Annotated in this window: 20 protein-coding genes; 12 read left to right on the top strand and 8 right to left on the bottom strand. The window is 39.4% G+C overall.

The annotated features are described in order from the left end of the window. Positions 1 to 3: 3 nt before the first annotated feature. From ACNKXV_RS11755 to ACNKXV_RS11705, 11 genes are all read left to right on the top strand, one after another. Positions 4 to 330: a DNA-directed RNA polymerase subunit omega gene (locus tag ACNKXV_RS11755; protein ID WP_417907969.1), complete on the top strand. Its 327-nt coding sequence runs from the start codon at positions 4 to 6 to the stop codon at positions 328 to 330. A gap of 20 nt (positions 331 to 350) precedes the next feature. Next, complete coding sequence (gene coaBC, locus ACNKXV_RS11750) at positions 351 to 1,559, top strand: bifunctional phosphopantothenoylcysteine decarboxylase/phosphopantothenate--cysteine ligase CoaBC (RefSeq protein WP_417907927.1); 1,209 nt, start codon at positions 351 to 353, stop codon at positions 1,557 to 1,559. Continuing rightward, complete coding sequence (gene porD / locus ACNKXV_RS11745) at positions 1,552 to 2,442, top strand: type IX secretion system protein PorD (RefSeq protein ID WP_417907926.1); 891 nt, start codon at positions 1,552 to 1,554, stop codon at positions 2,440 to 2,442. Before coaBC ends, porD begins: the two co-directional genes overlap by 8 nt. Before the next feature lie 58 nt (positions 2,443 to 2,500). Continuing rightward, on the top strand, positions 2,501 to 4,153 hold the full coding sequence (recN, locus tag ACNKXV_RS11740) for a DNA repair protein RecN (protein WP_417907925.1): 1,653 nt from the start codon (positions 2,501 to 2,503) through the stop codon (positions 4,151 to 4,153). A gap of 792 nt (positions 4,154 to 4,945) precedes the next feature. Next, positions 4,946 to 5,767, top strand: coding sequence for an enoyl-ACP reductase FabI (locus tag ACNKXV_RS11735; protein WP_417907924.1), 822 nt, complete (start codon positions 4,946 to 4,948; stop codon positions 5,765 to 5,767). A 75-nt stretch (positions 5,768 to 5,842) separates the two neighbouring features. After that, on the top strand, positions 5,843 to 6,844 hold the full coding sequence (locus ACNKXV_RS11730) for a glycosyltransferase family 2 protein (protein ID WP_417907923.1): 1,002 nt from the start codon (positions 5,843 to 5,845) through the stop codon (positions 6,842 to 6,844). A gap of 2 nt (positions 6,845 to 6,846) precedes the next feature. Then, positions 6,847 to 7,794: a YbbR-like domain-containing protein gene (locus ACNKXV_RS11725; protein WP_417907922.1), complete on the top strand. Its 948-nt coding sequence runs from the start codon at positions 6,847 to 6,849 to the stop codon at positions 7,792 to 7,794. Then, a complete protein-coding gene (gene coaE, locus ACNKXV_RS11720) occupies positions 7,791 to 8,396 on the top strand; it encodes a dephospho-CoA kinase (RefSeq protein ID WP_417907921.1) in 606 nt (201 codons plus the stop codon). The genes ACNKXV_RS11725 and coaE overlap by 4 nt, the downstream gene beginning before the upstream one ends. Before the next feature lie 52 nt (positions 8,397 to 8,448). After that, positions 8,449 to 10,026 carry a sensor histidine kinase gene (locus ACNKXV_RS11715; RefSeq protein ID WP_417907920.1) on the top strand — a complete coding sequence of 526 codons (1,578 nt, stop codon included), beginning with the start codon at positions 8,449 to 8,451 and terminating at the stop codon, positions 10,024 to 10,026. A gap of 3 nt (positions 10,027 to 10,029) precedes the next feature. Beyond that, a complete protein-coding gene (locus tag ACNKXV_RS11710) occupies positions 10,030 to 10,752 on the top strand; it encodes a response regulator transcription factor (protein ID WP_417907919.1) in 723 nt (240 codons plus the stop codon). A 196-nt stretch (positions 10,753 to 10,948) separates the two neighbouring features. After that, positions 10,949 to 15,571, top strand: a complete 4,623-nt coding sequence (locus tag ACNKXV_RS11705; protein ID WP_417907918.1) for an HYR domain-containing protein — start codon at positions 10,949 to 10,951, stop codon at positions 15,569 to 15,571. Here the strand turns inward: ACNKXV_RS11705 and miaA are convergent. From miaA to ACNKXV_RS11665, 8 genes are all read right to left on the bottom strand, one after another. Beyond that, on the bottom strand, positions 15,561 to 16,469 hold the full coding sequence (gene miaA / locus ACNKXV_RS11700; protein ID WP_417907917.1) for a tRNA (adenosine(37)-N6)-dimethylallyltransferase MiaA: 909 nt from the start codon (positions 16,467 to 16,469) through the stop codon (positions 15,561 to 15,563). The genes ACNKXV_RS11705 and miaA overlap by 11 nt on opposite strands. After that, positions 16,462 to 17,286 (bottom strand): ion transporter, encoded by an 825-nt coding sequence (locus ACNKXV_RS11695; protein ID WP_417907916.1) that lies wholly within the window; start codon positions 17,284 to 17,286, stop codon positions 16,462 to 16,464. Before ACNKXV_RS11695 ends, miaA begins: the two co-directional genes overlap by 8 nt. 25 nt (positions 17,287 to 17,311) lie before the next feature. Next, entirely contained in the window at positions 17,312 to 19,288 is a 1,977-nt protein-coding gene (locus ACNKXV_RS11690; protein ID WP_417907915.1) for a DUF3857 domain-containing protein, read from the bottom strand. Beyond that, complete coding sequence (locus tag ACNKXV_RS11685) at positions 19,281 to 20,654, bottom strand: exonuclease domain-containing protein (protein WP_417907914.1); 1,374 nt, start codon at positions 20,652 to 20,654, stop codon at positions 19,281 to 19,283. The genes ACNKXV_RS11690 and ACNKXV_RS11685 overlap by 8 nt, the downstream gene beginning before the upstream one ends. Before the next feature lie 15 nt (positions 20,655 to 20,669). Beyond that, a complete protein-coding gene (locus tag ACNKXV_RS11680; RefSeq protein ID WP_417907913.1) occupies positions 20,670 to 21,329 on the bottom strand; it encodes a YggS family pyridoxal phosphate-dependent enzyme in 660 nt (219 codons plus the stop codon). A 67-nt stretch (positions 21,330 to 21,396) separates the two neighbouring features. Beyond that, positions 21,397 to 22,632 carry a DUF1015 domain-containing protein gene (locus ACNKXV_RS11675; RefSeq protein WP_417907912.1) on the bottom strand — a complete coding sequence of 412 codons (1,236 nt, stop codon included), beginning with the start codon at positions 22,630 to 22,632 and terminating at the stop codon, positions 21,397 to 21,399. 116 nt (positions 22,633 to 22,748) lie between these two features. Further along, positions 22,749 to 23,639 (bottom strand): 3-hydroxyacyl-CoA dehydrogenase family protein, encoded by an 891-nt coding sequence (locus ACNKXV_RS11670; protein WP_417907911.1) that lies wholly within the window; start codon positions 23,637 to 23,639, stop codon positions 22,749 to 22,751. Between the two features lie 117 nt (positions 23,640 to 23,756). Beyond that, complete coding sequence (locus ACNKXV_RS11665; RefSeq protein ID WP_417907968.1) at positions 23,757 to 24,722, bottom strand: Gfo/Idh/MocA family oxidoreductase; 966 nt, start codon at positions 24,720 to 24,722, stop codon at positions 23,757 to 23,759. 135 nt (positions 24,723 to 24,857) lie between these two features. On the opposite strand from ACNKXV_RS11665, the gene ACNKXV_RS11660 reads away from it, so the two are divergent. Next, positions 24,858 to 25,491 (top strand): protein-L-isoaspartate(D-aspartate) O-methyltransferase (locus tag ACNKXV_RS11660; protein ID WP_417907910.1); only part of this gene is annotated, 634 nt, incomplete at its 3' end.

The following is a 25,491-nucleotide window of genomic DNA, read 5'->3' as shown; positions in this document are numbered from 1 at the left end:
ATGATGGATTTTAAGAAAATTGATGCACCGGTTAACACTACAACTATCAACAAGAATGAAGTTGATGCACCAACCGGGAATATTTATGAGGCGATTTCAATAATTGCTAAAAGAGCAGGCCAGATCAATGGAGAGATTAAAAAAGAATTATTGGAGAAGCTTGATGAATTCGCTACTTACAATGATTCTTTAGATGAGATCTTTGAGAATAAAGAGCAGATAGAAGTTTCTAAATTCTACGAAAGACTTGCTAAGCCACAGGCTCTTGCAGTACAGGAATGGCTGGATGACAAGATCTACTGGCGTAACACCAAAGAAACCGAAGAATAGAATCATCGGGAATAGCAGGTATGTCTGTACTTAACGGCAAAAAGATCTTATTAGGCATTACAGGTGGCATCGCCGCGTATAAAACTGCCGGTTTGGTTCGTTTGTTCGTTAAAGCAGGTGCAGAGGTTAAAGTTGTAATGACTCCTGCTGCCAAAGAATTTATCACTCCGCTTACGCTTTCCACCCTTTCTAAAAATGAAGTCTTTTCTTCGTTTACCAATGAAGAGGATGAGAACGAAAAATGGAATAATCATGTTGAACTCGGCCTCTGGGCCGATTTCATGCTTATAGCCCCCGCTACAGCCGGTACACTTTCCAAGATGTCCAGCGGGAACAGCGATAATTTTTTACTGGCCACATATCTTTCTGCCAAATGTCCGGTATTCTTTGCGCCGGCTATGGATCTGGATATGTATAAACATCCATCTACTACTAAAAGTTTTGAGATTCTTCAGGGATACGGCAATATTATGATTCCTGCCGGTTCCGGCGAACTTGCCAGCGGACTTCATGGTGAAGGCCGAATGGCTGAACCTGAAGATATCCTGGAGTTTGTCGAAGAGTTTCTGGTGAAAGACCTTCCGTTAAAAGGAAAAAAGATCACAATTACTGCAGGGCCTACATACGAAGCCATAGATCCCGTACGTTTTATAGGAAATCATTCCAGTGGGAAAATGGGCTATGAACTGGCGATTCGTGCAGCCGATTGTGGTGCACAGGTAAGCCTGATCTCTGGACCTACTCATTTGCAACTTGATGATAAAAGAATTGAGTTGGTAAAAGTTACAAGTACCAGAGAGATGTATGAAGCAGCGCATGAGCGTTTTGAAAAGACAGATGCCTTTATTGCAGCCGCGGCTGTTGCCGATTATAAGCCAAAATTCGTAGCAGATCAAAAGATCAAGAAAAACGATGAATCTCTTAGTCTTGAATTAACCAAAACTGAAGATATTTTGTTGAGTTTGGGTGAAATAAAAACCACTCAAAAGCTAATAGGTTTTGCTTTAGAAACCAATAATGAGGTTGAAAACGCAAGAAAAAAGCTTAAAAAGAAAAATCTTGATTTTATTGTTTTAAATTCACTTCAGGATAAGGGTGCAGGTTTTAAAGGAGATACCAATAAAATAAGCATCATTTACCCTCATAGGAAATTAGATTTTCAACTTAAGTCTAAGAAAGAAGTTGCCGCAGATATTATAAAGGAAATTATAGAATTATTAAATGCATAAATTACTTTGTTTCATATTATTAGTTGCCGCGTCTCACCTTGGTTTTTCGCAGCAATTGAATTGTGAGATTATTGTAAATGCTGAACAAACAGGGCAAAGTAACCTCTCGGTCTTTAAAACCCTGGAGCGATCCTTAAACGAATTCGTAAATCAGACTACCTGGACAGATCGCAAGTTCCAGAATCACGAACGTATTAATTGTAGTATGTTCATTACCATTAACAGCTTTGAAGGTGAAAGCTTTAATGGAACCATACAGGTGCAGTCATCCCGTCCCGTGTATGGCACATCTTTGATCACTCCGGTTTTTAATTTTAATGATGAACAATTTAGTTTCAACTACAGGGAATATCAGCCTTTAAACTACAGTTCGAACTCTTATAGTAATAACCTGGTTTCGGTAATTTCATTTTATGTTTATACCATTCTTGGTCTGGATGCAGATACTTTTGCTCCTGAAGGTGGAACCGCATATTTTGAAGAGGCAAATAGAATTGTGACCACTGCACAGCAGGGGAGTTCCAGAGGCTGGCAGGCAGCCGATGGTCAGCGTTCCAGATTCAGACTTAATGCAGATCTTTTGGCAAATACCTATGCCGAATATCGTACTGCTTTATACGATTATCACCGTCTTGGCCTGGATGTAATGCATGAAGATGTTATTGCCGGGAAAGATATGATCGCTCAATCCTTAAAAAAGCTTGAGGTGATGAACGACCGGCGGAATAATTCATTACTGCTAAGAACATTTCTGGATTCCAAAGCAGATGAAATCACTTCAATCTATTCCGGAGGGCCGGCATATGATAACAGCGATGAGCTTATGAAAACTCTAAATAATATTGCTCCACGGTACGCCCGTAACTGGAGAAATATTAGGTAGACTTTTAGGTTGATTTCAATTTTTTTCTCCCGTATATTTAGCACAAATTTTTACCGATTTGCTTACATCTCTTTCTATTAAGAATTACGCGTTAATTGAAGATATTAATATCAATCTTCAGTCTGGTTTTACAATTATTACTGGTGAAACCGGCGCAGGGAAATCCATCATGCTTGGAGCATTGGGATTATTATTAGGTGATCGAGCCGATTTTGGTTCGATAAGAGATACCCAAAAAAAGTGTATAATAGAAGGTAGTTTTACCATTTCTAATTATAAATTGGAAAAGTTCTTCACCAAAGAGGATCTGGATTATGAAGCTAATAGCATCATAAGGAGGGAAATCCTTCCTTCAGGAAAATCACGGGCATTTATAAATGATACTCCGGTAAAAATTACCTCTCTTCAAAAACTTGGTAATTACCTTCTGGATATCCATAGTCAGCACGAAACTTTAAGCCTGGGAAATGCCGAATATCAGTTTAATGTAATTGATACTATTGCGAAAAATGAATCGGTAATTCTTCAGTATAAAGATCAATTAAAGCAATTAAAGACCTTTCAGAAGAAGTTCGAAGAATTGAGAGAAGCTCAATCTCAGGCAGCTAAGGAATATGATTATAATTTATTCTTATTAAATGAGCTTGAAGAGGCTAATTTAAAGGCAGGAATGCTGGAAGAGCTGGAGGAGCGATATGAAGAATTGAATAATGTAGAGGAGCTTACAGAGAATCTGAGTTCAGCGATTGGTTATTTGCAGCAGGAGGAAATTGGAAGTTTGGATAGTTTAAAGGCTATTCGTGCGAATCTTACAAAAATAGCCCAATTTTCGTCAACTTACGAAGGATTCCTGGAAAGGGTACAGAGTGTGATCATCGAACTTGATGACCTGGAAGCTGAAATGACCGACGCTCTTGATAGAGTGGAAGCTAATCCTGAAGAATTGGAGATGGTAAATCAAAAATTACAGATCCTTTATAATCTTCAGAAAAAGCATAATGCCGAAAATGTTGAGGAACTATTGCAAATTATCAGTGAGCTTCAGGAGAAAGTTTCGGTTACCGAAAATGCTGAATCGGCTTTAACTGAAATTCAGAAAGCCATTGAAGATCAAAAGGCAGTAATTACCAAAACAGCAGATAAACTTCATGCTAACCGTAAAAAGATCATTCCTGCATTTATCGAGCAAACAGAACATATCCTTAAAGATCTGGGCATGCCAAATGCAAGGTTGAATATCGAGCTCGTGCAGGGTGAAGATTTTCTGACCAACGGTAGGGATAAACTGGAATGGTATCTGGCTGCGAATAAAGGAGGAAGTTTTAAGGAAATAAAAAAGGCAGCATCTGGCGGGGAACTTTCACGTATCATGCTGGCTGTTAAAAGTATACTGGCTGCACAAAGCAATTTACCTACCATTATTTTTGATGAGATAGATACCGGAGTATCCGGTGATATTGCTCAAAAAATGGGTGAGATTCTTCAAAAAATGGGGAATAACATGCAGGTGATCGCCATCACGCACTTACCTCAAATTGCCGGGAAAGGTGCATCCCATTTCAAGATATTTAAAGAAGATAACGAAACAGCTACTCAAACCAAGATCGTTAAACTGGAAGAAAATGACCGGATTGATGAATTGGCCTTGATGTTAGGAGGAAATATTAAAAGTGATTCCGCCAGAGCTCATGCCAGAGCTTTGCTAAATTAGGAAGTACTTTTAATGGTGAGATTGCTTCGCTCTGTTTCACTTCGCTCGCAATGACGGTTTGCTATGTCTCTGCTCTCCGTTTCACTTCGCTCGTAATGACGGTTTACTACGTCACTGCGAAGGAGGCTTGCCGACTGCGGCAGTCTCACGTTCTGAAAGTCAAAACGGCATGAGATTGCTTCGCTCCGTTGCTCTCAGCTCGCAATGACGGTGCGAAGTTAGTTCAAGGTTTAAATGTACGAACCCCAAAAACAACCGTCACTGCGAAGGAGGCTTGCCGACTGCGGCAGTCTCATGTTAAGCAGTACTTCATATGGTGAGATTGCTTCGCTCCGTTGCTCTCCGCTCGCAATGACGGTGCGAAGTTAGTTCAAGGATTAAATGTACAAACCCCGAAAACAACCGTCACTGCGAAGGAGGCTTGCCGACTGTGGCAGTCTCATGTTAGGCAGTGATATTGCTTCGCTTCGTTTCACTCCGCTCGCAAGGATGGTTTTCTACGTCACTGCGAAGGAGGCTTGCCGACTGAAGCAGTCTCACCTTATGAAAGCCAACATAACATGAGATTGCTTCGCTCCGTTGCACTTCGCTCGCAATGACGGTGCGAAGTTAGTTCAAAGTTTAAATGTACGAAACCCAAAAAACAACCGTCACGACGAAGGAGCTGTGCGACTGCGGCAGTCTCATTATCTTAAGCTCAAAATTCCTGCGAACTACTAATTGAAAATTGCTGATTCATTTCCGTCAACTTTGCTATATTTACAAGCTTAACAACCACAAAAAATTAATCACATGTCATATAACCTGCTAAAAGGTAAAAAAGGGATCATTTTTGGAGCATTGGATGAAAATTCAATTGCCTGGAAAACAGCTGAAAGAGTACACGAAGAAGGAGGAACATTTGTTCTAACAAATGCACCTATCGCAATGCGAATGGGAAGTATCAAAAATCTTGCTGAAAAAACAGGATCTGAGATCATTCCTGCCGATGCTACCAAAGTTGAAGATCTTGAAAACCTTGTAGAGAAGGCTATGGAAATTCTTGGAGGGAAAATCGACTTCGTATTACACTCTATTGGAATGTCTGTTAATGTTCGTAAAGGGAACCATTATACAGATATGAATTACGATTTCACAACTAAAGGTTGGGATGTATCTGCAGTTTCTTTTCACAAGACCATGCAGGTTCTTTATAAAAAGGATGCCATGAACGAGTGGGGAAGTATTGTTGCACTTAGCTATATGGCTGCACAAAGAGTTTTCCCAGATTATAATGATATGGCCGATAATAAAGCCTACTTGGAATCTATTGCTAGAAGTTTCGGATACTTCTTCGGAAAAGATAAAAAAGTTAGAGTGAATACTATTTCTCAATCTCCAACTCCAACTACGGCCGGACAGGGAGTTAAAGGTTTTGACGGATTTATCGCTTTTGCTGAGAAAATGTCTCCGCTTGGTAATGCTACTGCAGCTGAATGTGCAGATTATACTCTTACACTATTCTCTGATCTTACCAGAAAAGTAACTCTGCAAAATCTTTTTCACGATGGTGGATTCTCAAATACGGGAGTTAGCCAGGAGGTAATGGAAACATTTACTAAAGATTCAGAATAAATTAAACTGAAATAGAACTGCCGGAAACTGAATATTTTACTTCAGATTCCGGCATTTTTATTTAATAGTTACTGCATGAAACCGCAATATTCTTTTGTGATTCCGGTATATAACAGGCCTGAAGAGATTCGGGAGTTACTTGCCAGCATGCAGCAAATGTCAAATTCCATACCTTTTGAAGTTGTTATTGTAGAAGATGGTTCAACTATTTCTTCCAAAGAAGTTATCTCTCAATTCAATGATTCTCTTGACATAAGTTATTATTTCAAAAATAACAGCGGTCCCGGTGATAGCCGAAACTACGGCATGAGTAAAGCTCATGCAGATTATTTCTTAATCCTGGATTCTGATGTTATTCTACCTTCCAATTATCTGGAGGAGGTCCATTCGTATTTACAGCAGAATAATTGCGATTGTTTTGGGGGACCCGATGCTGCTCATGAATCTTTTACTAAAGTTCAAAAAGCCATTGATTATAGTATGACCTCCTTATTCACTACAGGTGGTATACGCGGGGGAAAGAAGGCTGTGAATGAGTTTCAGCCAAGAAGTTTTAATATGGGAATTAGTCGGGAAGCATTCGAAACAAGTAAAGGTTTTGGTCGCATCCATCCCGGCGAGGATCCGGATCTTAGCTTACGCCTCAAAAAAGCCGGCTATAAAATCTGTCTTATTCCCAATGCCAAAGTCTTTCATAAGCGGCGGATAGATTGGGGAAAATTTTATATTCAGGTTAAAAAATTTGGAATGGTACGGCCTATTTTAAATCAATGGCATCCGGGATCTGCAAAGATCACCTACTGGTTTCCATTAGTGTTTATGGTGGGTATGATATTTTCAGTAATTACTGCATTGTTTAAATTCCCTGTTTTTATTTTAGGATATTTAATTTATTTCTTAATAATTGGAATAGATGCTGCGTTAAAAAATAAAAGTATTTATATTGGAATACTCGCGATAAGAGCAGTAATTGTTCAATTTACGGGTTATGGATATGGGTTTTTAATTTCTACTTTTAATGTGGCAATTTTAAAACGGGATCCTGAGAAAACTTTTCCTCAATTATTCTTTAAATAATTATGACAACTTTAAAAAGACGAAGGTTCAAGAAATCAAGTGTAAAGACGTTCAGTTTTTTCCTGGTATTTTCTGCTATCGTCTGGGTTCTGGTTCAGTTTTCGAAAACATATACCCAGCTAATCGAGATCCCGGTAAATTATTTAAATGCACCGCTGGATAAAAGTATTTCAGAAGACAGGCCGGGCCATGTAGATCTTCAACTTCAGGACAACGGATTCAATATTTATTATTACAGGATTTTCAATCCGGAACTGGATATAGATCTGTCTAAAGCTTCAGAAAAAGAAAATCGCCTGGTTTATACCATTCAGAATAACCTTACCGATATTGAAGCGCAGTTAAAGCTGGATTTTGAAAAATCCAGAATAATTCAGGAAGAGATCGTAGTGCCTTATCAATATAAAAAGGAAAAGATGCTGAAAGTCATCCCGAAAATTGACATTACATATGCCGTAGGATATTCGGCGGAAGATCCAGTAAGATTAAAACCGGATTCAGTAAAAGTAAGCGGGCCTGAAAAATTAATAGATACCATTACCAGCGTGTCTACCGTAGCGCTTAAACTGGAAAAAGTCAATAGTAATCTCGACGGGAAAGTAAAGCTGGATACCACAGGCCTGGGCCGGCTGAGCTTTTATGAGAACAGTGTAAATTACTTTCAGAAAGTAGAAAAGTTTACGGAAGGGAGTGTTGAGCTTGCGGTAGAAGTTATCAATGTACCAGACGATCTAAACCTGGCTTATTTTCCAAAGTCGGTCATTGTTTATTATCAGGTAAATCTGAAAGAATTCGAAAATGTTGATGCTTCAGATTTTAGAGTTGTGTGCGATTATAAAAGTGTAAAAGGAGGGGACGATTACATGCTCGCCCAAATAACAGAAAAACCTGCTTTCGTAAATAATATAAGACTTAACGAAAGGCGAATTCAATTTGTGATTAAGCGATGATGATTATTGGACTTACCGGAGGAATTGGAAGTGGTAAAACCACAGTAGCCGGTTTTTTTAAAGATCTTGGTATCGCTGTCTATATTGCCGATGATGCTGGCAAACGTTTAATGAATGAATCGCCGGTAATACGTGAAAAGGTTCAGGAGTTATTGGGGGAAGAAGCCTATAAAAATGGCGCTCCGGATAGAAAATTTATTGCCTCCAAGGTGTTTCAAAACAAGCAATTACTGGAACAACTTAATTCCATTATCCATCCCGCTGTCGAAGCCGATTTTAAGATCTGGAGAGCTGAGCAAACTTCAGCTTACATCATTTATGAAGCGGCCATTTTATTCGAGACAGGGAGTAATAAAAAATGTGATCTAAATATCCTGGTTACAGCTCCTAAAAAGCAAAGGATACAGCGATTACTCAAACGCGACGATAGTAATCTTACCGAAATCGAGGCCAGAATGAAAAATCAATGGAGCGATGCCCGGAAATCCAAACTGGCTGATTTTACTATTGATAACACTAAATTAGAGCAAACCAAACTTCAGGTTGCAGCTGTGCATGATAAAATCTTAAAAGCAGGCAAAAATTCGGAAAAGTTCTGTTAACATTTGGTTAAACACTTTAACCTCTAAATGTTAAAATATTACTTTTGACCGCATGAATAAGAAGCTTTTTGTCCTTCTCGTTGCGCTGATGAGCCTTTCCCTAATCGGTATTATTTTTGTTCAGGGATACTGGATTAAAAGCACTATTGACGACAGAGAGGAACAGTTTTCTTATAATGCCAAACAAGCGTTGATCAGCGTATCTGAAGCTATTCAGCAAAGCGAATTCGAGAACTATTATTTCCAGTTCAAAAATCCGGATAGCATCAATAGCAAGCTTAGCGATAAAACTCTTACAGAATATTTCTATACCAAAAGGGATGAAGCCCGTAATGAAACCTACTTTAATTCAGAAACTATACTGGAAGAAGATTACAAAGTTTCATCAGGTTTCTTACAATTTGCAGAGGATAGCATCAGGTTCACCAAGATGATCAATAAAAAGGTGACTGATATTGTTCAGGAAAACACCTTAGAAGGAAATAACCTTAGTGCCAGACAGCGAATTGAGCATATAGAGCGCTTATCGCGGATGGAAGAGGTGGAAAAGGATATTTTGAGATCGGCTATTTCAGAATTACTTGTAAGAATCCCGGTACATAAAAGGGTTTCCAGAGAAAAGATCGCAGAATTACTGGCAGCAGAATTAAAAGACAGGGATCTTAAAACAGCATTTGAATTTGGTGTTTATAATAATTCCATAGCTACTAATCTGCATTCAGAGAATTTTAGTCTGGATCACCCGGCTACCTATGCGGTACCATTGTTTGTGGATAGTGCAGGGAATAGCCCTTACCGGCTCCTTGTAAATCTTACTAATAAGAAGGAAGCTGTACTTTCTTCAGTAATCCTGATGGCGAGTTTGTCCATTATTTTTACTCTGATAATTGTGATTGCCTACTCAAGTGCTCTTACTCAGTTAATAAAACAAAGACAGATCTCCCAGATCAAAACTGACTTTATAAATAACATGACGCATGAGTTCAAGACTCCTATTGCAACTATTAACCTTGCGTTGGATGCGATTAAGAATCCAAAGGTTGTAGCCGATCAATCCAAGGTTTCAAGGTATTTGCAAATGATAAGGGATGAGAATAAAAGAATGCACGCACAGGTTGAAAACGTTCTAAGAATATCAAAACTTGAAAAGAACGAACTGGATCTAAAAAAGGAGAGACATCAGTTACACGATATCATAAGCGATGCGGTTACTCATGTAGAGCTAATCGTGGAAGACCGGGGTGGATATATACAAACGCATTTTGGGGCATTACGGTCCTCGATACTTGCGAATCAGGATCACCTAACCAATGTGATCGTGAATATTCTTGACAATGCTATTAAATATTCTGAAGATTCACCTAAGATCGATATTTATACAACCAACGTCAAGAATTATATTTATTGTGAAATAAGGGATCAGGGAATTGGAATGTCCAAACTGGTTCAAAAGAAAATATTTGAAAAATTTTATCGCGAACATACCGGTGATATACACAATGTAAAAGGTCATGGTCTTGGTCTTGCTTATGCAAAACAGATCATAGACGACCATCATGGTGAGATCACTGTAAATAGCGAAAAAGGAAAAGGAAGTACCTTTATAATTAAACTACCACTAATATCTTAATATATGGAAACTGAAAACAAGAAAATTTTATTAGTAGAGGATGATCCAAACTTTGGAACTGTCCTTAAGGATTACCTTGCAATGAACGATTACGAGGTAACACATGCTAAAAACGGAATGGAAGGATTCGAAAAATTCAAGAAAGATGATTTCGATCTTTGTATCCTGGATGTTATGATGCCTTACAAAGATGGGTTCACCCTGGCTAAGGAAATTCGTGACAAAAACGAGGAAATCCCGATCATCTTCTTAACGGCTAAGGCTATGAAAGAAGATGTGTTGAAAGGTTACAAAGTTGGAGCCGATGATTACCTTAACAAGCCATTCGATTCAGAAGTGTTACTTATGAAGATCAAGGCTATCATGCAGCGTAAGGCTACAGATAGTGTTGCTGATTCCAAGCAGTTCGAATTCGAGATTGGTGATTTCCACCTGAACTCAAAACTTAGGTTCCTTACTTTTAGAGAGGAAGAGCCACAGAAGTTATCTCCTAAAGAGAACGAATTATTAAGGTTGCTTGCATTGCACGAAAACGACCTTATGCCTCGTGAATTGGCCTTGACTAAGATCTGGAGAGACGATAACTATTTTACTTCCAGAAGTATGGACGTATATATAGCAAAACTTAGAAAATACCTGAAAAAGGACGAAAATGTGGAAATTTTGAATATCCACGGTGAAGGATTCAGACTTGTTGTAAAGAACAAGGAAGAGACCGAAGCATAGTGTGAAATTTTCAGTTTCCGGGATGTGCTGCATCACAGAATACCTGTGATGCAGTATCTCATCTCGCCCTAAATTGATATAATTAATATCCCGGAATTCTTTAAAAGAAGTTGCCCTAAACTTCTTAAAGTAATCTTAGCATAAAATTAAGAACGGTTTTCTTACAATACCTATCTTTATAGCATTCTAAACATGCTTGAGATTGATAAGTGCTGCCTATATATTTTTCCATAAAACGAGTACTCTCCTAAGGCTTTACGCTTGTCTAATAATCTTTCTTTGTGCCGGGCAAAATTTTGCTCAGAATCCTGCAACAACAGTTCCTACGTACAAATGGGAAGATGCTTTTAGCATGCCAAGTGTTACCGTTGCCTCTTTAAATTCTGAAGATATTAATATCGCGGTGGCAACCGGGCCGTCCAACTACTTATACATTTTAACCTTTGGAAATGGTGTTCAACGCCGGGATCCTGATGGGGGGAATGTCCGGAATAATTTTATTTCAGGCCTTAAAAGTCCCCTGGATATTGCAGTGGATGATGATGGATTAATTTATGTTGCCGATTTTTTTGCCGGGGGAGATACATATAAAGATAACGGACAGATCAAAGTCTATGACCAGGATGGTAATTACCTTAGATCTGTTCTTACTTCCTATTTCAGGCCAATGGGGATAGATGTAGATGATCAATATCTATATATAGCTGAACACAATGATGGAAAAAAAGGTCCGGAGAGCACCCCTTCAAGCCGAATTAGAATTGTAGATAAAGTAACCGGGGATGTAAAAGCAGTGAATAATAATATTACTATTCCATACCGGATCGCCGTTAGTGATATTACAAAAAAGGTTTATGTAAGTCAGGCGGGTAACGGAACTGGTTCAGTTGAAATTTACGATCAGAATCTTAGCTCAAAGGGTAAGCTGCCTAATATCGATTCTCCGGGAAGTGTGGTAATCGATCAGTTTGGATTTATTCATGTGATCGAGTACAGCAACCGGGTAAATTTTGAAGAGTTTATAAGATTATCTACCGACTTTGATTTGGGAGATTTATTGCAACTTTCACATGATATTAGAGATGGAGTTGAAGATGATGCTTTTTATATCAAACTGTTTAATTCCCAGGAAGTACCTAAGCCCAGTATTACAGAAAAGATCGATTTCCCTATTGACCTTACATTCAATCTTTGTGATAAAATGTATGTGGACAATTCAAAAATCTTTGGAACGCATATTCAAAATTTTCTTACCCATAGTTTTTTCCCTTCACGTCTCGAATTTGAAGTTGAGATTTACAATCGCACTCCGGCTTTTGACCTTACACCACCGGTTATTGCCTGTACTTCCAACATAACCGTTCAGGCCGATGAAGGTCAGAGTTCAAAAGCTGTAACCTATGCTTTACCAGCTGCAACAGACTTATGTGGAATGAATTTACAAAGGACTGCGGGTCTTGCGTCCGGCAGTCAATTTCCTGTGGGAACAAATACGGTAGAATATACCGCAACCGATAATTTTGGAAATTCTGCCTCGTGTTCATTTTTAATTATAGTTGAAGCTGCCGAAGTTGATACCCCTCCAAAATTTGATAATTGTCCTTCAAATATTACAAAAAATAACGACCCTGGTCAATGCGGAGCAATAGTAACTTTTGCTACCCCAACTGTAACCGACGACAGTGGCGCGATCACCCCAACACGAACAGATACTTCTGGTTTAAACTCGGGCGATCTGTTTCCGGTAGGAGAGACAATTATTAGCTATGAGGCCAATGATGGCGTGAATGATCCGGTTACCTGTAGTTTTAAAATAATTGTTACAGATAATGAAAAGCCGGTAGTTACTAATTGTCCCGGAAATATAAATGAAAGTGTGGCTTTTGAGGAAGACGGTAAAATTATAACATATACTCCACCGGGATTTACCGATAATTGCCCGGCAGGTAGTATTATACAAACTGCTGGAAAAGCATCCGGAGAAAAGTTTCCTGTCGGGACTACAACCAATACTTTTGAAGTAAACGATGGGAATGGAAATATTGCCAGTTGTAGTTTTGATGTAATAATCACCCGTGAGGAGGAGGATACCCCTCCAAAATTTGATAATTGTCCTTCAAATATTTCGCATAATAATGATCCCGGTCAATGTGGAGCAATAGTAACTTTTGACACACCGACTGTAAGCGATGATAGTGGCGCGATCACCCCAACACGAACAGATACTTCAGGTTTAAATTCAGGAGACCTTTTTCCGGTAGGAGAGACAGTTATAAGCTATGAAGCCAATGACGGTGTGAACGATCCGGTTACCTGCAGTTTTAAAATAATTGTTACAGATAATGAAAAGCCTGTTATTGAGAACTGTCCTCAGGATCCGGTAACAATCAAGCTTAAGGAAGGTGAAACCTATGAGATTCCGGATTATAGTGAGAGCCTTCAGTATAGTGACAATTGTGATCCTTCGCCAGATTATAGTCAGTCGCCGGCTGCAGGCACGAAAATTGAAAATTCTACGACGGTAAATATTCAGGTTACAGATGATAATGCTCAAACAAGCAGCTGTAGCTTTAATATTATTGTAGAACAAGTGGAAGATTTCAGTATTAACTGTGTCGATAATTTTTCAGTAGTACTGGATGCCGGTTCGGGAAATACCTTAGTGTCGGTAGAAGATCTTGTACTTGGAGATATCAGCGGAATCGAATTTGAGATTTCAGAATATTCTTTCTCCTGTACAGATATCGGTCAAAAAGAGATTACCATAAATGCAACAAAAACTGAAACAGGCGAGAAAGCATCCTGTACAGCAACTTTAAACATTGTAGATAATACTAAGCCGGTTATAAATTGTTATTCTGAAGCGATAGAAGCGAGTATTCCTGCGAATGGTTCATATACCTTAGGCGAGTTGATCGATGAAAGCAGGTTAAGCGATAACTGTACTTCCGTCGAAAATATTAGTATTAGTCAGTCACCAGTAGCCGGAACCGAATATACCGAAGAGGGAACTTATCAAATTAGAGTAACCGCTACCGATGCTTCCGGGAATAAAGAAACCTGTGATGTTATCCTGAAACTAACAAAAGAGCAGGAGCCAACTTTTGATTGCCCGGCCGAAACTGATTTTGAGGCTCTGCAAAGGGATGTGAATTGTATGGTAGTAATCCCGGATTATCGGGATAGGATTAAAAATATTCAGAATGTAGAGAATCCGGTGATAGAGCAAACAGAGGTTCAATCGGTGAATACGGTTTCAGTAACTCTGCAAATTTTAGAAGGGGAAGGCGGCGAAATAGTGGGAGAATGTAAATTTGAAGTGGAGATCAGGGATTCTATTGCACCGGAGATTTTTAATTGTGAAGCCCAGGCCGAAAAGGTTTTTATAAATGAGGGAACCACTTATACACTTCCAAATTATATATCTGAACTTGAAATTTCAGATAACTGTGATCCATCTTTAAATATTATTCAGCAGCCGGCAGAAGGCACAGAAATTACTGAATCAACCATAGTTGAGATCCTGGTGAGTGATGATTCAGGAAATGAGACTTCCTGTGAAATTTTGATAGAAGTAGAGGTGGTGCCGGAAGATATATTGATGATCGACTGCCCTGAGGAAATTATCATTAATCCTAATGACAATTGTGAGTATCTCATGCCGGATCTTTCTGATGCTGTGAATGTTTCCATTGCTGAAGCTGAACTTAGTCAGAATATTTCAGCTAATACTATAATTGATTCCGGAATTTCAAGTGTTAGGGTAACGGCCACTTATGAGGGGCAAACTCAAAGCTGTGATATAAATATCGTTTTAATGGATACTGAAGCTCCAGAAATTAATTGTCCTGCAGATATTATTACCCCATTGCCCGCCTCTGGAGAATATACCATTACCGATTATACTTCCAATATAGCATCAGATAATTGTCCCGGAGTGGTGGTTACTCAAGCTCCAAATGCCGGCACCATAATAACCGATGACACAACTATTTATCTTGAAGCCACAGATGCTGCCGGGAATATATCCACCTGTGATTTTAGTATTATCATAGTAAAGGACGATGAACTCGAGATCGCCTGCCCCGAAGATAAACTGGAACAGTTCAATTCAAATTGTGAATTTGTTTTACCTGATTATAGGGAGGAGGCAGTTTTATTAAACGGAGAAGGAGCTCAAATCAAGCAAACTCCGGCACCTGGAACCATTATAGATCTCGCCGAAGTTGAGGTAACCCTGAGTGTCACATCCGGAGATCAATCCGATTCCTGTACTTTTCAGGTTTCCATACGGGATAATACTCCGCCTACTATTTTGGTGACCGGTATGGACATTGAACTTGATTCCAGTGGTAGAGCTACTCTTACTTTCGAAGATATAGATATAGGCTCTTATGATAATTGTGGGGGAGAAGTGGTCTATAGCCTGAACAGGTCTGATTTTACCTGTAAATATCTGGGCGAAAATACTATTGTAATAACGGCAATAGATGTCGCCGGGAATACAAATACGGCCAATGTAGAAATAAATGTAACGGCAGGGCCTGGAATCTGTTCAGGGGTTGTGCCGGAAAGTGATTATATATTTGTTTATCCAAATCCCAATACCGGTAATTTTAAAGTGGCCACCCCTGCTGAAATTACTATTTACAGGATCGAGGTCTTTGATCACAGAGGCAGGTTTATAACTGCTAAAAATTATGGTCCGGAGATAAGGGATTACGCGATGGATCTTCAACCAATGCAGGAAGCGGTATATGTTTTAAAATTATATACCAGTGAAGGTCTGGAAACCGAAAGGATTATCTTTAAATATTGATCTGGAAATCTATATAGGCCAGTATCTCCTCAGGTTTGGTATCCCTGTCAAACCACTTGATACTTTCATCTTTCCTGAACCAGGTAAGTTGTCGTTTGGCAAACCTTCGGGTATTCTTTTTTATCTCTGCCACGGCAGTATCCAGATCTGAATTCCCTTCAAAATAATTGAATAACTCTTTATAACCTACGGTGTTCAGAGCATTCAATTTTCTGTATGGAAACAGGTTTCGGGCTTCTTCTTCAAGTCCGGTTTCGATCATTATATCCACTCGCTGATTGATACGATCATATATAAGTTCTCGCTCAGCGGTAAGACCAATGCTAATAGTTTTAAAGTCCCGGGAATCCTTTTTTGTGTTCAGGAAGGAAGAAAATGGTTTACCGGTAGCAATGCATATCTCTAAGGCTCTTATTAACCTATGCGGATTCTGAACATCGGCAATTCGGTAATAGTCTGGATCCAGAATAAATAACTTCTGCTGCAGCCAGTCTATTCCATCTTTTTCCAGATGTTCATTCAAATTCTCCCGTATTTTCGGATCGGCTTCAGGAAAGTCGTCCAGGCCTTCGATAACGGCTTTGGTAAATAATCCGCTACCACCAACCATCACCGCAAGCTTATTTTCCGAAAAAATTTCAGTCAGTCTAGCAATAGCATCTTTTTCAAAATCCCCAACATTGTAGGTTTCTTCGATGGATTTATGCTGAATAAAATTATGTGGGACAGCATTTAATTCTTCAGGTTCGGGCACCGCCGTTCCAATATTCATTTCCTTATAGAACTGCCTGGAGTCGGCTGAAATGATCTCAGTACTATAGTGTTTCGCCACTTCTATAGAAAGGGCAGTCTTCCCTATTGCCGTAGGGCCCACAATATTTACCAGATAATTAGTCATTTATTTTATATCCGCAGGAATGGCAAAAATCGGCATTATCCAGGTGTTTGGATTCAGCACAATTGGGACAAACCTGAGTGTTTTTAGGAGTATCCATTGCTTTACTATATTCTGAACTTACAATTCCCGTAGGAACAGCTATAATTCCATAACCGGTGATCATTATAAAAGAAGCGATAAACCGACCTAAGGGAGTGATGGGTGCAATATCACCAAATCCCACAGTGGTAAGGGTTACGATACACCAATAGATGCTAAGGGGAATATTGTCAAATCCACCGGCTTCACCTTCCACCAGATGCATTAAAGTCCCTGCGATCACACAAATAATAACCACAGCAAAAAGAAATACCAGGATCTTGGCTTTGGAGTTTCTTAAGGCTGAAATGAGCTTTTGAGATTCTCCAATATAGCGGCTGATTTTAAGTACCCTGAAAACCCTCAGTAACCTGAGTGCTCGTATGGCAAATAGTAAATTGGCACCTCCAAACAGGAAACCTATATAACTTGGAATGGTGGAAAGCAAATCTACTATCCCATAGAAACTAAAAATGTACTTCTTTGGCTGGTTGATACTAATAATCCTAAGGATATATTCAATGGTGAAAATGGCCGTGATCACCCATTCTGCAACGTAAAATTCGAAAGCATACTTTTCGAGCATCCACGAAATGCTTTCCATCATTACCAGGGCAACACTAATCAGGATGACGACTAATAGGGCAATGTCGAAGGTTTTCCCGACAGGGGTATCGGCTTCGTAGATCACCTCATGTAAACGCGCCTTCCACTTTGGATAATTTTCTTTATTCCTCAAAGGTTAAGTTTTAGCACCCTCTAATTTAACTATTTTCTTTTAGTACAATAAGAGAATGGTCCTGTATTGCCATGATCTCATTAAAAAGAATTTTTAAGCCTTCATAATATTCCGGGGCATAAATTGCCTGCTTAAAATTCAGCCTGCATTGTACGTTTATGGTATTTTCTGAAACCTGAGTTGCAGAGAACATTAAAGCGCCGGTTCTTCCAGGTAAAGTAAAAGCTTTTTGTTCTGGTAAAGTAGTCACACTATAATTCTCCGGAATTGTGATGATTGCCGAATACATATAAGAATCTTTATATCCAAAATCTATAGGATAGGTTCGTTTTTCGAGATTAAAAGGATGTTTCTGAAAAAACTTGAAACTAAACGGATTCAGATAAATAAGGTCCTCGATCTTTTGAGATTTATTATGTAATTCATACTTAACCTGAAGTTGTTTTTCCGGATCGTCAAGATTAACATAATCGATCTTTGTTGTAGTAGTGTGGGACTGAGGTTTGGAAAGGTTTTTAAAAACGTTTTCCTTACTGGTTTCAGCGATCATATTACGGAATCTCAAGGCGTGATATCCACCAAGCAGATGGGTGGATTCCCCGGTTGAGGTTCCATTAGGCTGTACCTCTATGATTTCTCTAAAAACATAATTTGAATAAGTCTCAGGTTCTATATCTATCCAGGAACTGCCATTCTCAAAATCGATAAGCCTGGCGTAACTATTCAGGGCTCTGAAGGGTAGTCTTCCAAAATCAAGGTTATTTTCAGTAACGTCCAGATTATAAGCTTTCCCGTCCAGGTTTAGGTGAACAAAGAAATAATTAAATTCTGAAAGTACCGGATGGGTTCTTGGAGGGAATCCAAAATTACGGGTTGACGCCATTACGGGATAAACTTCAAAACCTTCAGCATCGAATAAATTATGCAAAAGACTGTTCATCGCCAGTACATTCCCGGTATGGTCTTTAACAATGTCCTTCAGATTCATTTCCTGGTGGATATTGTACTTTCCATTCCAGTTATAATTCTCCTGAACGTAATAATAGATCTTTTTCGCTTTTTCCAGATCATTTGGAAGAGCTCTGATCTCTTCAGGTAGAATTTCATCTACAAGGTTATCCCTTTTCCATTGTTTCCCGAAGTTTGAAGAAGTTCTTATTTCCTTATCTGTATCTTCCCAGCTTTTGGTGTATTTAATTTCATAGCCATCAAGTCTGGTAATTTGTTTTAGTTCAAATTCGATCCGGCTTTTGTAATTGATTGCACTGGTCATAAACTCTTCTTCCTTAAAAGCAGGAATATCGTCCATTGCATATACCGTTTCAATACAATCTGCCATGGAAGCGGTTAGATTAAAACTAATGCAGTTCTCATGTACACTGGCATCATTGGAGCTAAGTTTTAAACCTCCAAAAAGTACGGTGTGATATTCATAGTTTGCCGGGATCTTTGCCGTAAATTCAGAATGCATCTTAGGAATGTCTTCCTGAAAATACCAGGTTTTAAAATCGAAGACAAACGGGGAGACCAGTTTATAGGAATAGTAAAGTACATCACCCGGTGCTACATCCGGGAAAGTAAAGGTCTTGAGATCATAATTCCCATTGTCTTTGGTAAACACATTCTGCGGACTCAAACTCTTTTTGGTCATGATGTTATTTACCAGCTTATAGGTGTAAGCTTTCAGGTCTTTGATCTTCACCTGTTTTTTTCCGTCGGATGATTTGGACAGAGGGATCTCAATAGTGGCCGCATCCATACCATCTTTATTCAGAATTTTAATTTTAGCGGCATATTTGGTGACCAGATCAAAATCTTCATTGTCATCAAATTCGGTAAAACCTTTTTCGTAAATGTAGACTGCATTAGCCAGAGTATCACCTGCATAATTTGTTGCTTTCAGATCTCCAATGGAAACCTCCTCTGTGGCAGAATCATAATTTGAACTTTGTGCGCTAACTAAACTGGAAAAAAATAGGAAGACCCCTAAAAACTTATTCATGAATTGATAATTGGATTATTTTAAAATTGTGTTTCTTTCTAAGGAAACTTTGAATGATATGCTCGGCATCACGGTTATTATTCATAGGGGTAATAATAGACCTGATAATGTCCAGATTATTTATTTGGTGGTTGAGGTTAAAATACCCCACACCTTTAAATTCGCCATCTTCAATTAGCAAAGCGCTTTTTTCATCAATCTCACGGCCTCTTCCAACAAGCAGCATGTTTTGATTTTCATAAGAATAGCGGTTAATTAGTTTGCGTACCCGCTCATTGTAAACTTCAGGAGTTTCTTCTTCCAGGCAGGCGCCGCGGCAACTTTTAATGGTATAGCCAAAACAATTTCCCTCACCACCATGCAGGCCGGAAAGTCGCTCACAAAGTTCATATTCCTGCACCCATCTTTCCAGAGTGACCTTTGCCGTTCTTAACGAACTAAAGGTGGTAATGCTGTTTTGATTTTTGGTAGCCCGTGCTATTCTTAAATTTATATACCCATTTTCATCTACCGAATGATAAAGTGAATGGGTGAAAATATTCTTTTTTAGAGCGCGGTTATACTTTGGTTTGATCTCTTTTATTTCCTGATTTTCTTTAAGCAGGGCGATCAATTCGTTCCCGGTAAGTTCATAGGAAACTGAAGCGACATGCTTTTGCATTTCCATAGATTTGGGATTGTCATTCGTAAAATGCTGATTTACCCTTTTACGGATATTTCTTGATTTACCTACATAAATGATCTCGCTGTTCTCATCATGGAAATAGTAAACTCCGGTTTCTGAAGGTAATTCCTCAAGGATATAGACCAGTTTTGTATCAAGTCGTTTTTTCGGCTCCTTGCGTACATGCTCTTTCATGATGTCTTTTTCAACATCCTTGGCGAGCAGCATTTTAAATAATTTAATAGTTGCCTGAGCATCGCCTGCCGCTCTGTGACGGTCGCTTAAAGGAATACCAAGTGATCTTACCAGCTTTCCTAAACTATAGGAAGCTTGTCCGGGAATAAGTTTTTGAGAAAGTTCTACCGTACACAGGCTCTTACGTTCAAAATCAAAGCCAAGCCTGCGGAATTCTGTGCGCAGGATACGATAATCGAATTTTGCATTATGTGCGACCAGAATACAATCTTTGGTGATCTCTACGATTCGTTTTGCAACTTCGTAAAACTTGGGAGCATTGCGCAACATTTCGTTGTTAATGCCCGTAAGGTTCACTACAAAAGGTTGAATAGGTTGTTCAGGGTTAACCAGACTAATAAACTGGTCTACCACCTTTTGCCCGTCAAACTTGTAAATTGCAATCTCGGTGATCCCTTCTTCATTATACTTGCCACCTGTGGTCTCTATGTCTAATATCGCGTACAAATACTTCTTTCTTCGTTAATTATAATTCCGTTCCCCAAAAATACTACTTCCAATCCTCACCATGGTGGAACCACAATCAACCGCAATTTTATAATCCCCGCTCATTCCCATGGAGATCTCTTCAAGTTCCGGGAAATCAGACTTAAGCTCTTCAAAAACAGTTTTAAGACGCTGAAATTCTGCCCGTACCTGTTCCTCATCTTCAGTAAAAGTAGCCATTCCCATAAGGCCGGTAACCTTTACATTATTCATGTTGGCATAAGCTTCTGACTCCAGAATTTCTCTGGCTTCGGCAGCTGTGATCCCAAATTTGGAATCTTCTTCAGCGATCTTTATCTGGAGCAGACAATTGATAGTCCTGTCATTTTGCTTCGCGCGTTTGTTGATCTCTTTGAGCAGTTTTAAACTGTCCACAGCATGTATCAAACTTACAAAAGGCGCCATGTATTTCACCTTGTTGCGCTGTACGTGACCAACCATATGCCATTCGATGTCCTCGGGAAGTTCTTCCCATTTGGTGGTCATCTCCTGTATCTTATTTTCCCCAAAGATGCGTTGCCCTGCGTTATAGGCCTCCATGAGATCCTCGTTAGGCTTGGTTTTGGAGATCGCGATTAGCTTCACCGTTTCGGGAAGTTCGCTCTTATATTTTTTAATATTTTCTGCAATGCTCATCCTTTATTCTAATTTTAAATTAAGGATCAAATAACCCGGTAGGGCAGGTTGGTTGGTTTGGCAGGGTCTAAAATTCATAGATCGTAAGACCGCTGCGTAATTTTGGCTCAATATAAGTACTTTTTGGCGGCATGGTCAAATTTTCATCAGCTATTTGCTTGATTTCTTCGATCCCTGCAGGTAGCATTCCAAAGCCAACTTCAAATTCCCCGCTATCTACTCTTGTTTTTAATTCTATAAGATCATTTCGCCCATGCACATATTCTATACGGTTATCATAACGCAGATCACGGATACCTAATACAGGTTTCAGGATCTTCTCATATAGGATGTAAGAATCCAGTTCGCTAAGAGAATCGGTGAATTCGTAGTTGGTTTTACGTAGATATAAAGAATAAAATTCCCCATCCAGGTACATGTTAAAATGATGTTTTTTGGATGGTTTGTAAACCTCATATCCGCGATTTTCTATTCTGAACCATTCGTCAAGCTTGATTAGAAACTCCTCCTTGGTGTGCCCGTTGAGATCTTTGATCAATCTGCTGAACTCAAATATCTTCAGATTGCTTTCAGAAATAAGGTAACTCATAAAGAAATTATATGCCTCTTTGCCGGTATGATTCGGATTACTGTTTTTACTTTCCTTTGCAAGTAACCAGGATGAGGAACTGCGGTGATGCCCATCTGCAATATAGATCTTCTCCATTTGGGCAAACTGTTCCTGAATTTTCTGAATATTCTGCGGGTCGTCGATCAACCACAGGGAATGAATTTCTTTATTAGCCGTGGCAAATTCATATTCAGGCCTTGTATGCATGCGTTCGTCCAACAGCTGATTAATAATTGGATCGTCCGGATAGGTCAATAAAACCGGTTCGGTATTAAAACCTACAACTTTTAAATACTCTTTGAAAAGTTCTTCGCGGTGGGCGATGGTGTCTTCATGCTTTTTTATCACATTCTGTTCGTAATCTTCAACGCTTGCGGCAGCGATAATTCCGCAACAACTGCCTTCACGGGTCTGGATCTTATAGATGTAATAAGAAGGTGATTCGTCCTGAATAAATATATGTTCCTCCTTGAATTCCAGGTAACGGTTCTTAACCATTCCAAAGCGTTTTTCTCCGCCTATTTCATGCTGAAATTTGTAACCCGGATTGATAATATGTAAGAAGGAATATGGATTGTATTCCAGTTGCGCTCTCAGCTCTGCTTCAGAGTAATTCTCGTAAGAGCGAGAAGCAACAAGGCCCGCATAAGCGGGCGCTGGTCTTACTGCTTTAAAAGGAAGAATTTTTGTCAAATTTTAAATTTTGCTTCAATAGAGATTTCTCCCTTCGGTCGAAATGACTTGCTATATGTCCTTTCGAACAGCGCGAGAAACCTCAATACTCAATACTAATTACTCAATACTAATTTCTAGCTGTTAAACTGCGAAGAAACATTTTCTGCTTTCCTACTTTCAGAATAATCGTAGAATCCTTCTCCGGATTTTACTCCAATTTTTCCTGCTCTAACCATATTTGTAAGTAGCGGGCATGGAGCATATTTTGGATTTTTGAATCCGTCGTACATCACCTCAAGGATGGAATGACAAACATCAAGACCAATAAAATCGGCTAGCTGAAGTGGACCCATTGGATGCGCCATTCCCAGCTTCATTACCGTATCGATCTCGTAAACTCCGGCCACCCCGTTGTAAAGGGTTTCAATAGCCTCGTTGATCATAGGCATAAGGATCCTGTTGGCAACAAATCCCGGATAGTCATTAACTTCTACCGGTACTTTGTTCAGTTTTTTAGAAAGATCCATGATCTCATTAGTCACATTATCGCTGGTGTTATAACCACGGATGATCTCTACCAGCTTCATGATTGGCACCGGATTCATAAAGTGCATCCCAATCACTCTTTCCGGATTGGATACCACAGAAGCGATCTGTGTTATGGAAATAGAGGAGGTATTGGTCGCCAGAATGGTATCTTCAGAAGTATGAGCATCAAGATCGCGGAAGATCTTCAGCTTTAACTCAGTATTTTCTGTTGCTGCTTCTACCACAAGGCCGGCGTTTTTCACACCTTCTGCAACACTGGTAAAAGTACTGATGTTCTCCAGAGTTTGATTTTTATCATCTTCAGAAATCTTTTCTTTGGAAACCATTCGGTCCAGATTTCGGGAAATGGTATCCATTCCTCTTGTAAGACCTTCTTCTGAAATATCGATCAACTGAACTTTGTATCCGCTTTGGGCAAAAGTATGTGCGATCCCATTCCCCATGGTTCCTGCACCTATTACTGCAACGTTTTTCATTTTATAAGATTTTATGGTTCTGAAGATTTTCGTCAGGCTGAACATGTTTCAACTACTTTAAAAAGATCCTGAAAGGAGTTCAGGCTGACGGTGTTTTTTAGTCTTCAGAATTAATTATTATACATTAAAATTAGCGATCACCTGATTGGCAACTTTCAGCGCCATGGCTGCCTGTTGCATGGTGACCACCGGTTCTTTATCATTATTTATGGCCTCGGCAAAACTTTCCAGTTCCTCCAGAATGGCATTGTTTGGAGAAACCTCAGGATTGTCAAAATATATCTGTTTTTTGACACCTTCAGCATTTTGAAGGATCATGGCAAAATCGTCCGGTTGCTGTGGAGCATCTTTCATTTTTACCACTTCACATTTTTTCTCCAGGAAATCTACAGAGATATAAGCATCCCGCTGAAAGAATCGTGATTTTCGCATGTTCTTCATCGAGATACGGCTGGCGGTAAGGTTGGCCACGCAACCATTTTCAAATTCGATTCTGGCATTTGCAATATCCGGAGTATCACTAATAACGGAAACTCCGCTGGCATTGATCTTTTTAACTTCAGACTTTACAACGCTCATTACCGCATCAATATCGTGGATCATAAGATCCAGAACCACGGGAACATCAGTCCCACGCGGATTGAATTCAGCCAGGCGGTGCGCCTCAATAAACATTGGATTCTCGATCCTGTGTGAAACGGCCTGGAATGCAGGGTTAAATCTTTCCACATGACCAACCTGTCCCTTTACGCCATGTTTTTCAGCAAGGGCAATAAGCTCTTCAGCTTCTTCATAAGTATTGGTGATAGGTTTTTCAATAAACAGATGTTTACCGGCGGTGATCACTTTTTTGGCTACTTCAAAATGAGACAGAGTAGGAGTAACCACGTCAATAACGTCAGCTTCAGCGATCAACTGGTCAAGATCATCAAATCTTTTATAACCAAACTCCTCTTCGATCTTTCTGGCATTTTCCTGGTTGGCGTCATAAAAGCCTATAAGTTCAAATTCTTTAGACTGTTTAAGTAATTTAAGATGAATTTTTCCAAGATGGCCCGCACCAAGGACTCCCGCTTTCAGCATATTTATTGCATTTTTCACAAAAATAGCATTTTGATATTAAATACTTTACAATTTTGGACCAAATCACGGGTGCTTTTTACTTGGGAATACTCACCTGCTTTGCCTAATTTTACACCCTGAATAAAGCATATCGGGTTGAAGGATACTTACAGACATCAGGGCAAAAGACAACAGCTGGTTAGGACAGTGCAAAAAAAGGGGATCACCAGTGAAAAGGTACTGGAGGCAATAGGCCAGATACCCCGGCATTTGTTTATGGACAGTAGTTTTGAAGACCATGCTTACCAGGACAAAGCTTTTCCCATTGCGGCCGATCAAACCATTTCTCAACCTTATACGGTTGCATTCCAGTCTGAACTATTACAGATCAAAAAAGGGGAGAAAGTACTGGAAGTTGGAACGGGAAGCGGGTATCAAACCGCAGTGCTTTGTTTGCTTGGAGCGAAGGTGTACAGTATAGAACGTCAACGCGAACTTTACAAAAAAACCAAAGTGTTTCTGGGGAAACTTGGTTACCGACCAAAATATCTGAGTTTTGGGGATGGCTATAAAGGCATTCCGGAATATGCTCCTTACGATAAGATCATCGTTACCGCGGGTGCACCTGAGGTCCCTACAGACCTGCTTAGTCAGTTAAAAGTAGGAGGTAGGCTGGTAATCCCGGTAGGAGTTGATGTTCAAACCATGACCTTGTTTGTTAGAAAGTCGGCTAAGGAATTTGATAAGAAAGAATTCGGAACTTTCCGATTTGTGCCTTTATTGGAGGACA

This window comes from Christiangramia aquimixticola (assembly GCF_048285835.1).
Classification (GTDB): Bacteria; Bacteroidota; Bacteroidia; order Flavobacteriales; family Flavobacteriaceae; genus Christiangramia; species Christiangramia aquimixticola.
The sequence above is the reverse complement of the archived record's forward strand: the minus strand, read 5'-3'. Positions and strand labels throughout refer to the sequence as shown.

Excerpts from the sequence above, each read along its gene's own strand:
- ACNKXV_RS11690 (WP_417907915.1), bottom strand. The coding sequence starts at position 19,288 with ATGAATAAGTTTTTAGGGGTCTTCCTATTTTTTTCCAGTTTAGTTAGC.
- ACNKXV_RS11735 (WP_417907924.1), top strand. The coding sequence starts at position 4,946 with ATGTCATATAACCTGCTAAAAGGTAAAAAAGGGATCATTTTTGGAGCA.
- ACNKXV_RS11715 (WP_417907920.1), top strand. The coding sequence starts at position 8,449 with ATGAATAAGAAGCTTTTTGTCCTTCTCGTTGCGCTGATGAGCCTTTCC.
- ACNKXV_RS11725 (WP_417907922.1), top strand. The coding sequence starts at position 6,847 with ATGACAACTTTAAAAAGACGAAGGTTCAAGAAATCAAGTGTAAAGACG.
- ACNKXV_RS11670 (WP_417907911.1), bottom strand. The coding sequence starts at position 23,639 with ATGAAAAACGTTGCAGTAATAGGTGCAGGAACCATGGGGAATGGGATC.
- coaE (WP_417907921.1), top strand. The coding sequence starts at position 7,791 with ATGATGATTATTGGACTTACCGGAGGAATTGGAAGTGGTAAAACCACA.
- ACNKXV_RS11730 (WP_417907923.1), top strand. The coding sequence starts at position 5,843 with ATGAAACCGCAATATTCTTTTGTGATTCCGGTATATAACAGGCCTGAA.
- miaA (WP_417907917.1), bottom strand. The coding sequence starts at position 16,469 with ATGACTAATTATCTGGTAAATATTGTGGGCCCTACGGCAATAGGGAAG.
- ACNKXV_RS11710 (WP_417907919.1), top strand. The coding sequence starts at position 10,030 with ATGGAAACTGAAAACAAGAAAATTTTATTAGTAGAGGATGATCCAAAC.
- ACNKXV_RS11665 (WP_417907968.1), bottom strand. The coding sequence starts at position 24,722 with ATGCTGAAAGCGGGAGTCCTTGGTGCGGGCCATCTTGGAAAAATTCAT.
- porD (WP_417907926.1), top strand. The coding sequence starts at position 1,552 with ATGCATAAATTACTTTGTTTCATATTATTAGTTGCCGCGTCTCACCTT.
- ACNKXV_RS11755 (WP_417907969.1), top strand. The coding sequence starts at position 4 with ATGGATTTTAAGAAAATTGATGCACCGGTTAACACTACAACTATCAAC.
- ACNKXV_RS11680 (WP_417907913.1), bottom strand. The coding sequence starts at position 21,329 with ATGAGCATTGCAGAAAATATTAAAAAATATAAGAGCGAACTTCCCGAA.
- coaBC (WP_417907927.1), top strand. The coding sequence starts at position 351 with ATGTCTGTACTTAACGGCAAAAAGATCTTATTAGGCATTACAGGTGGC.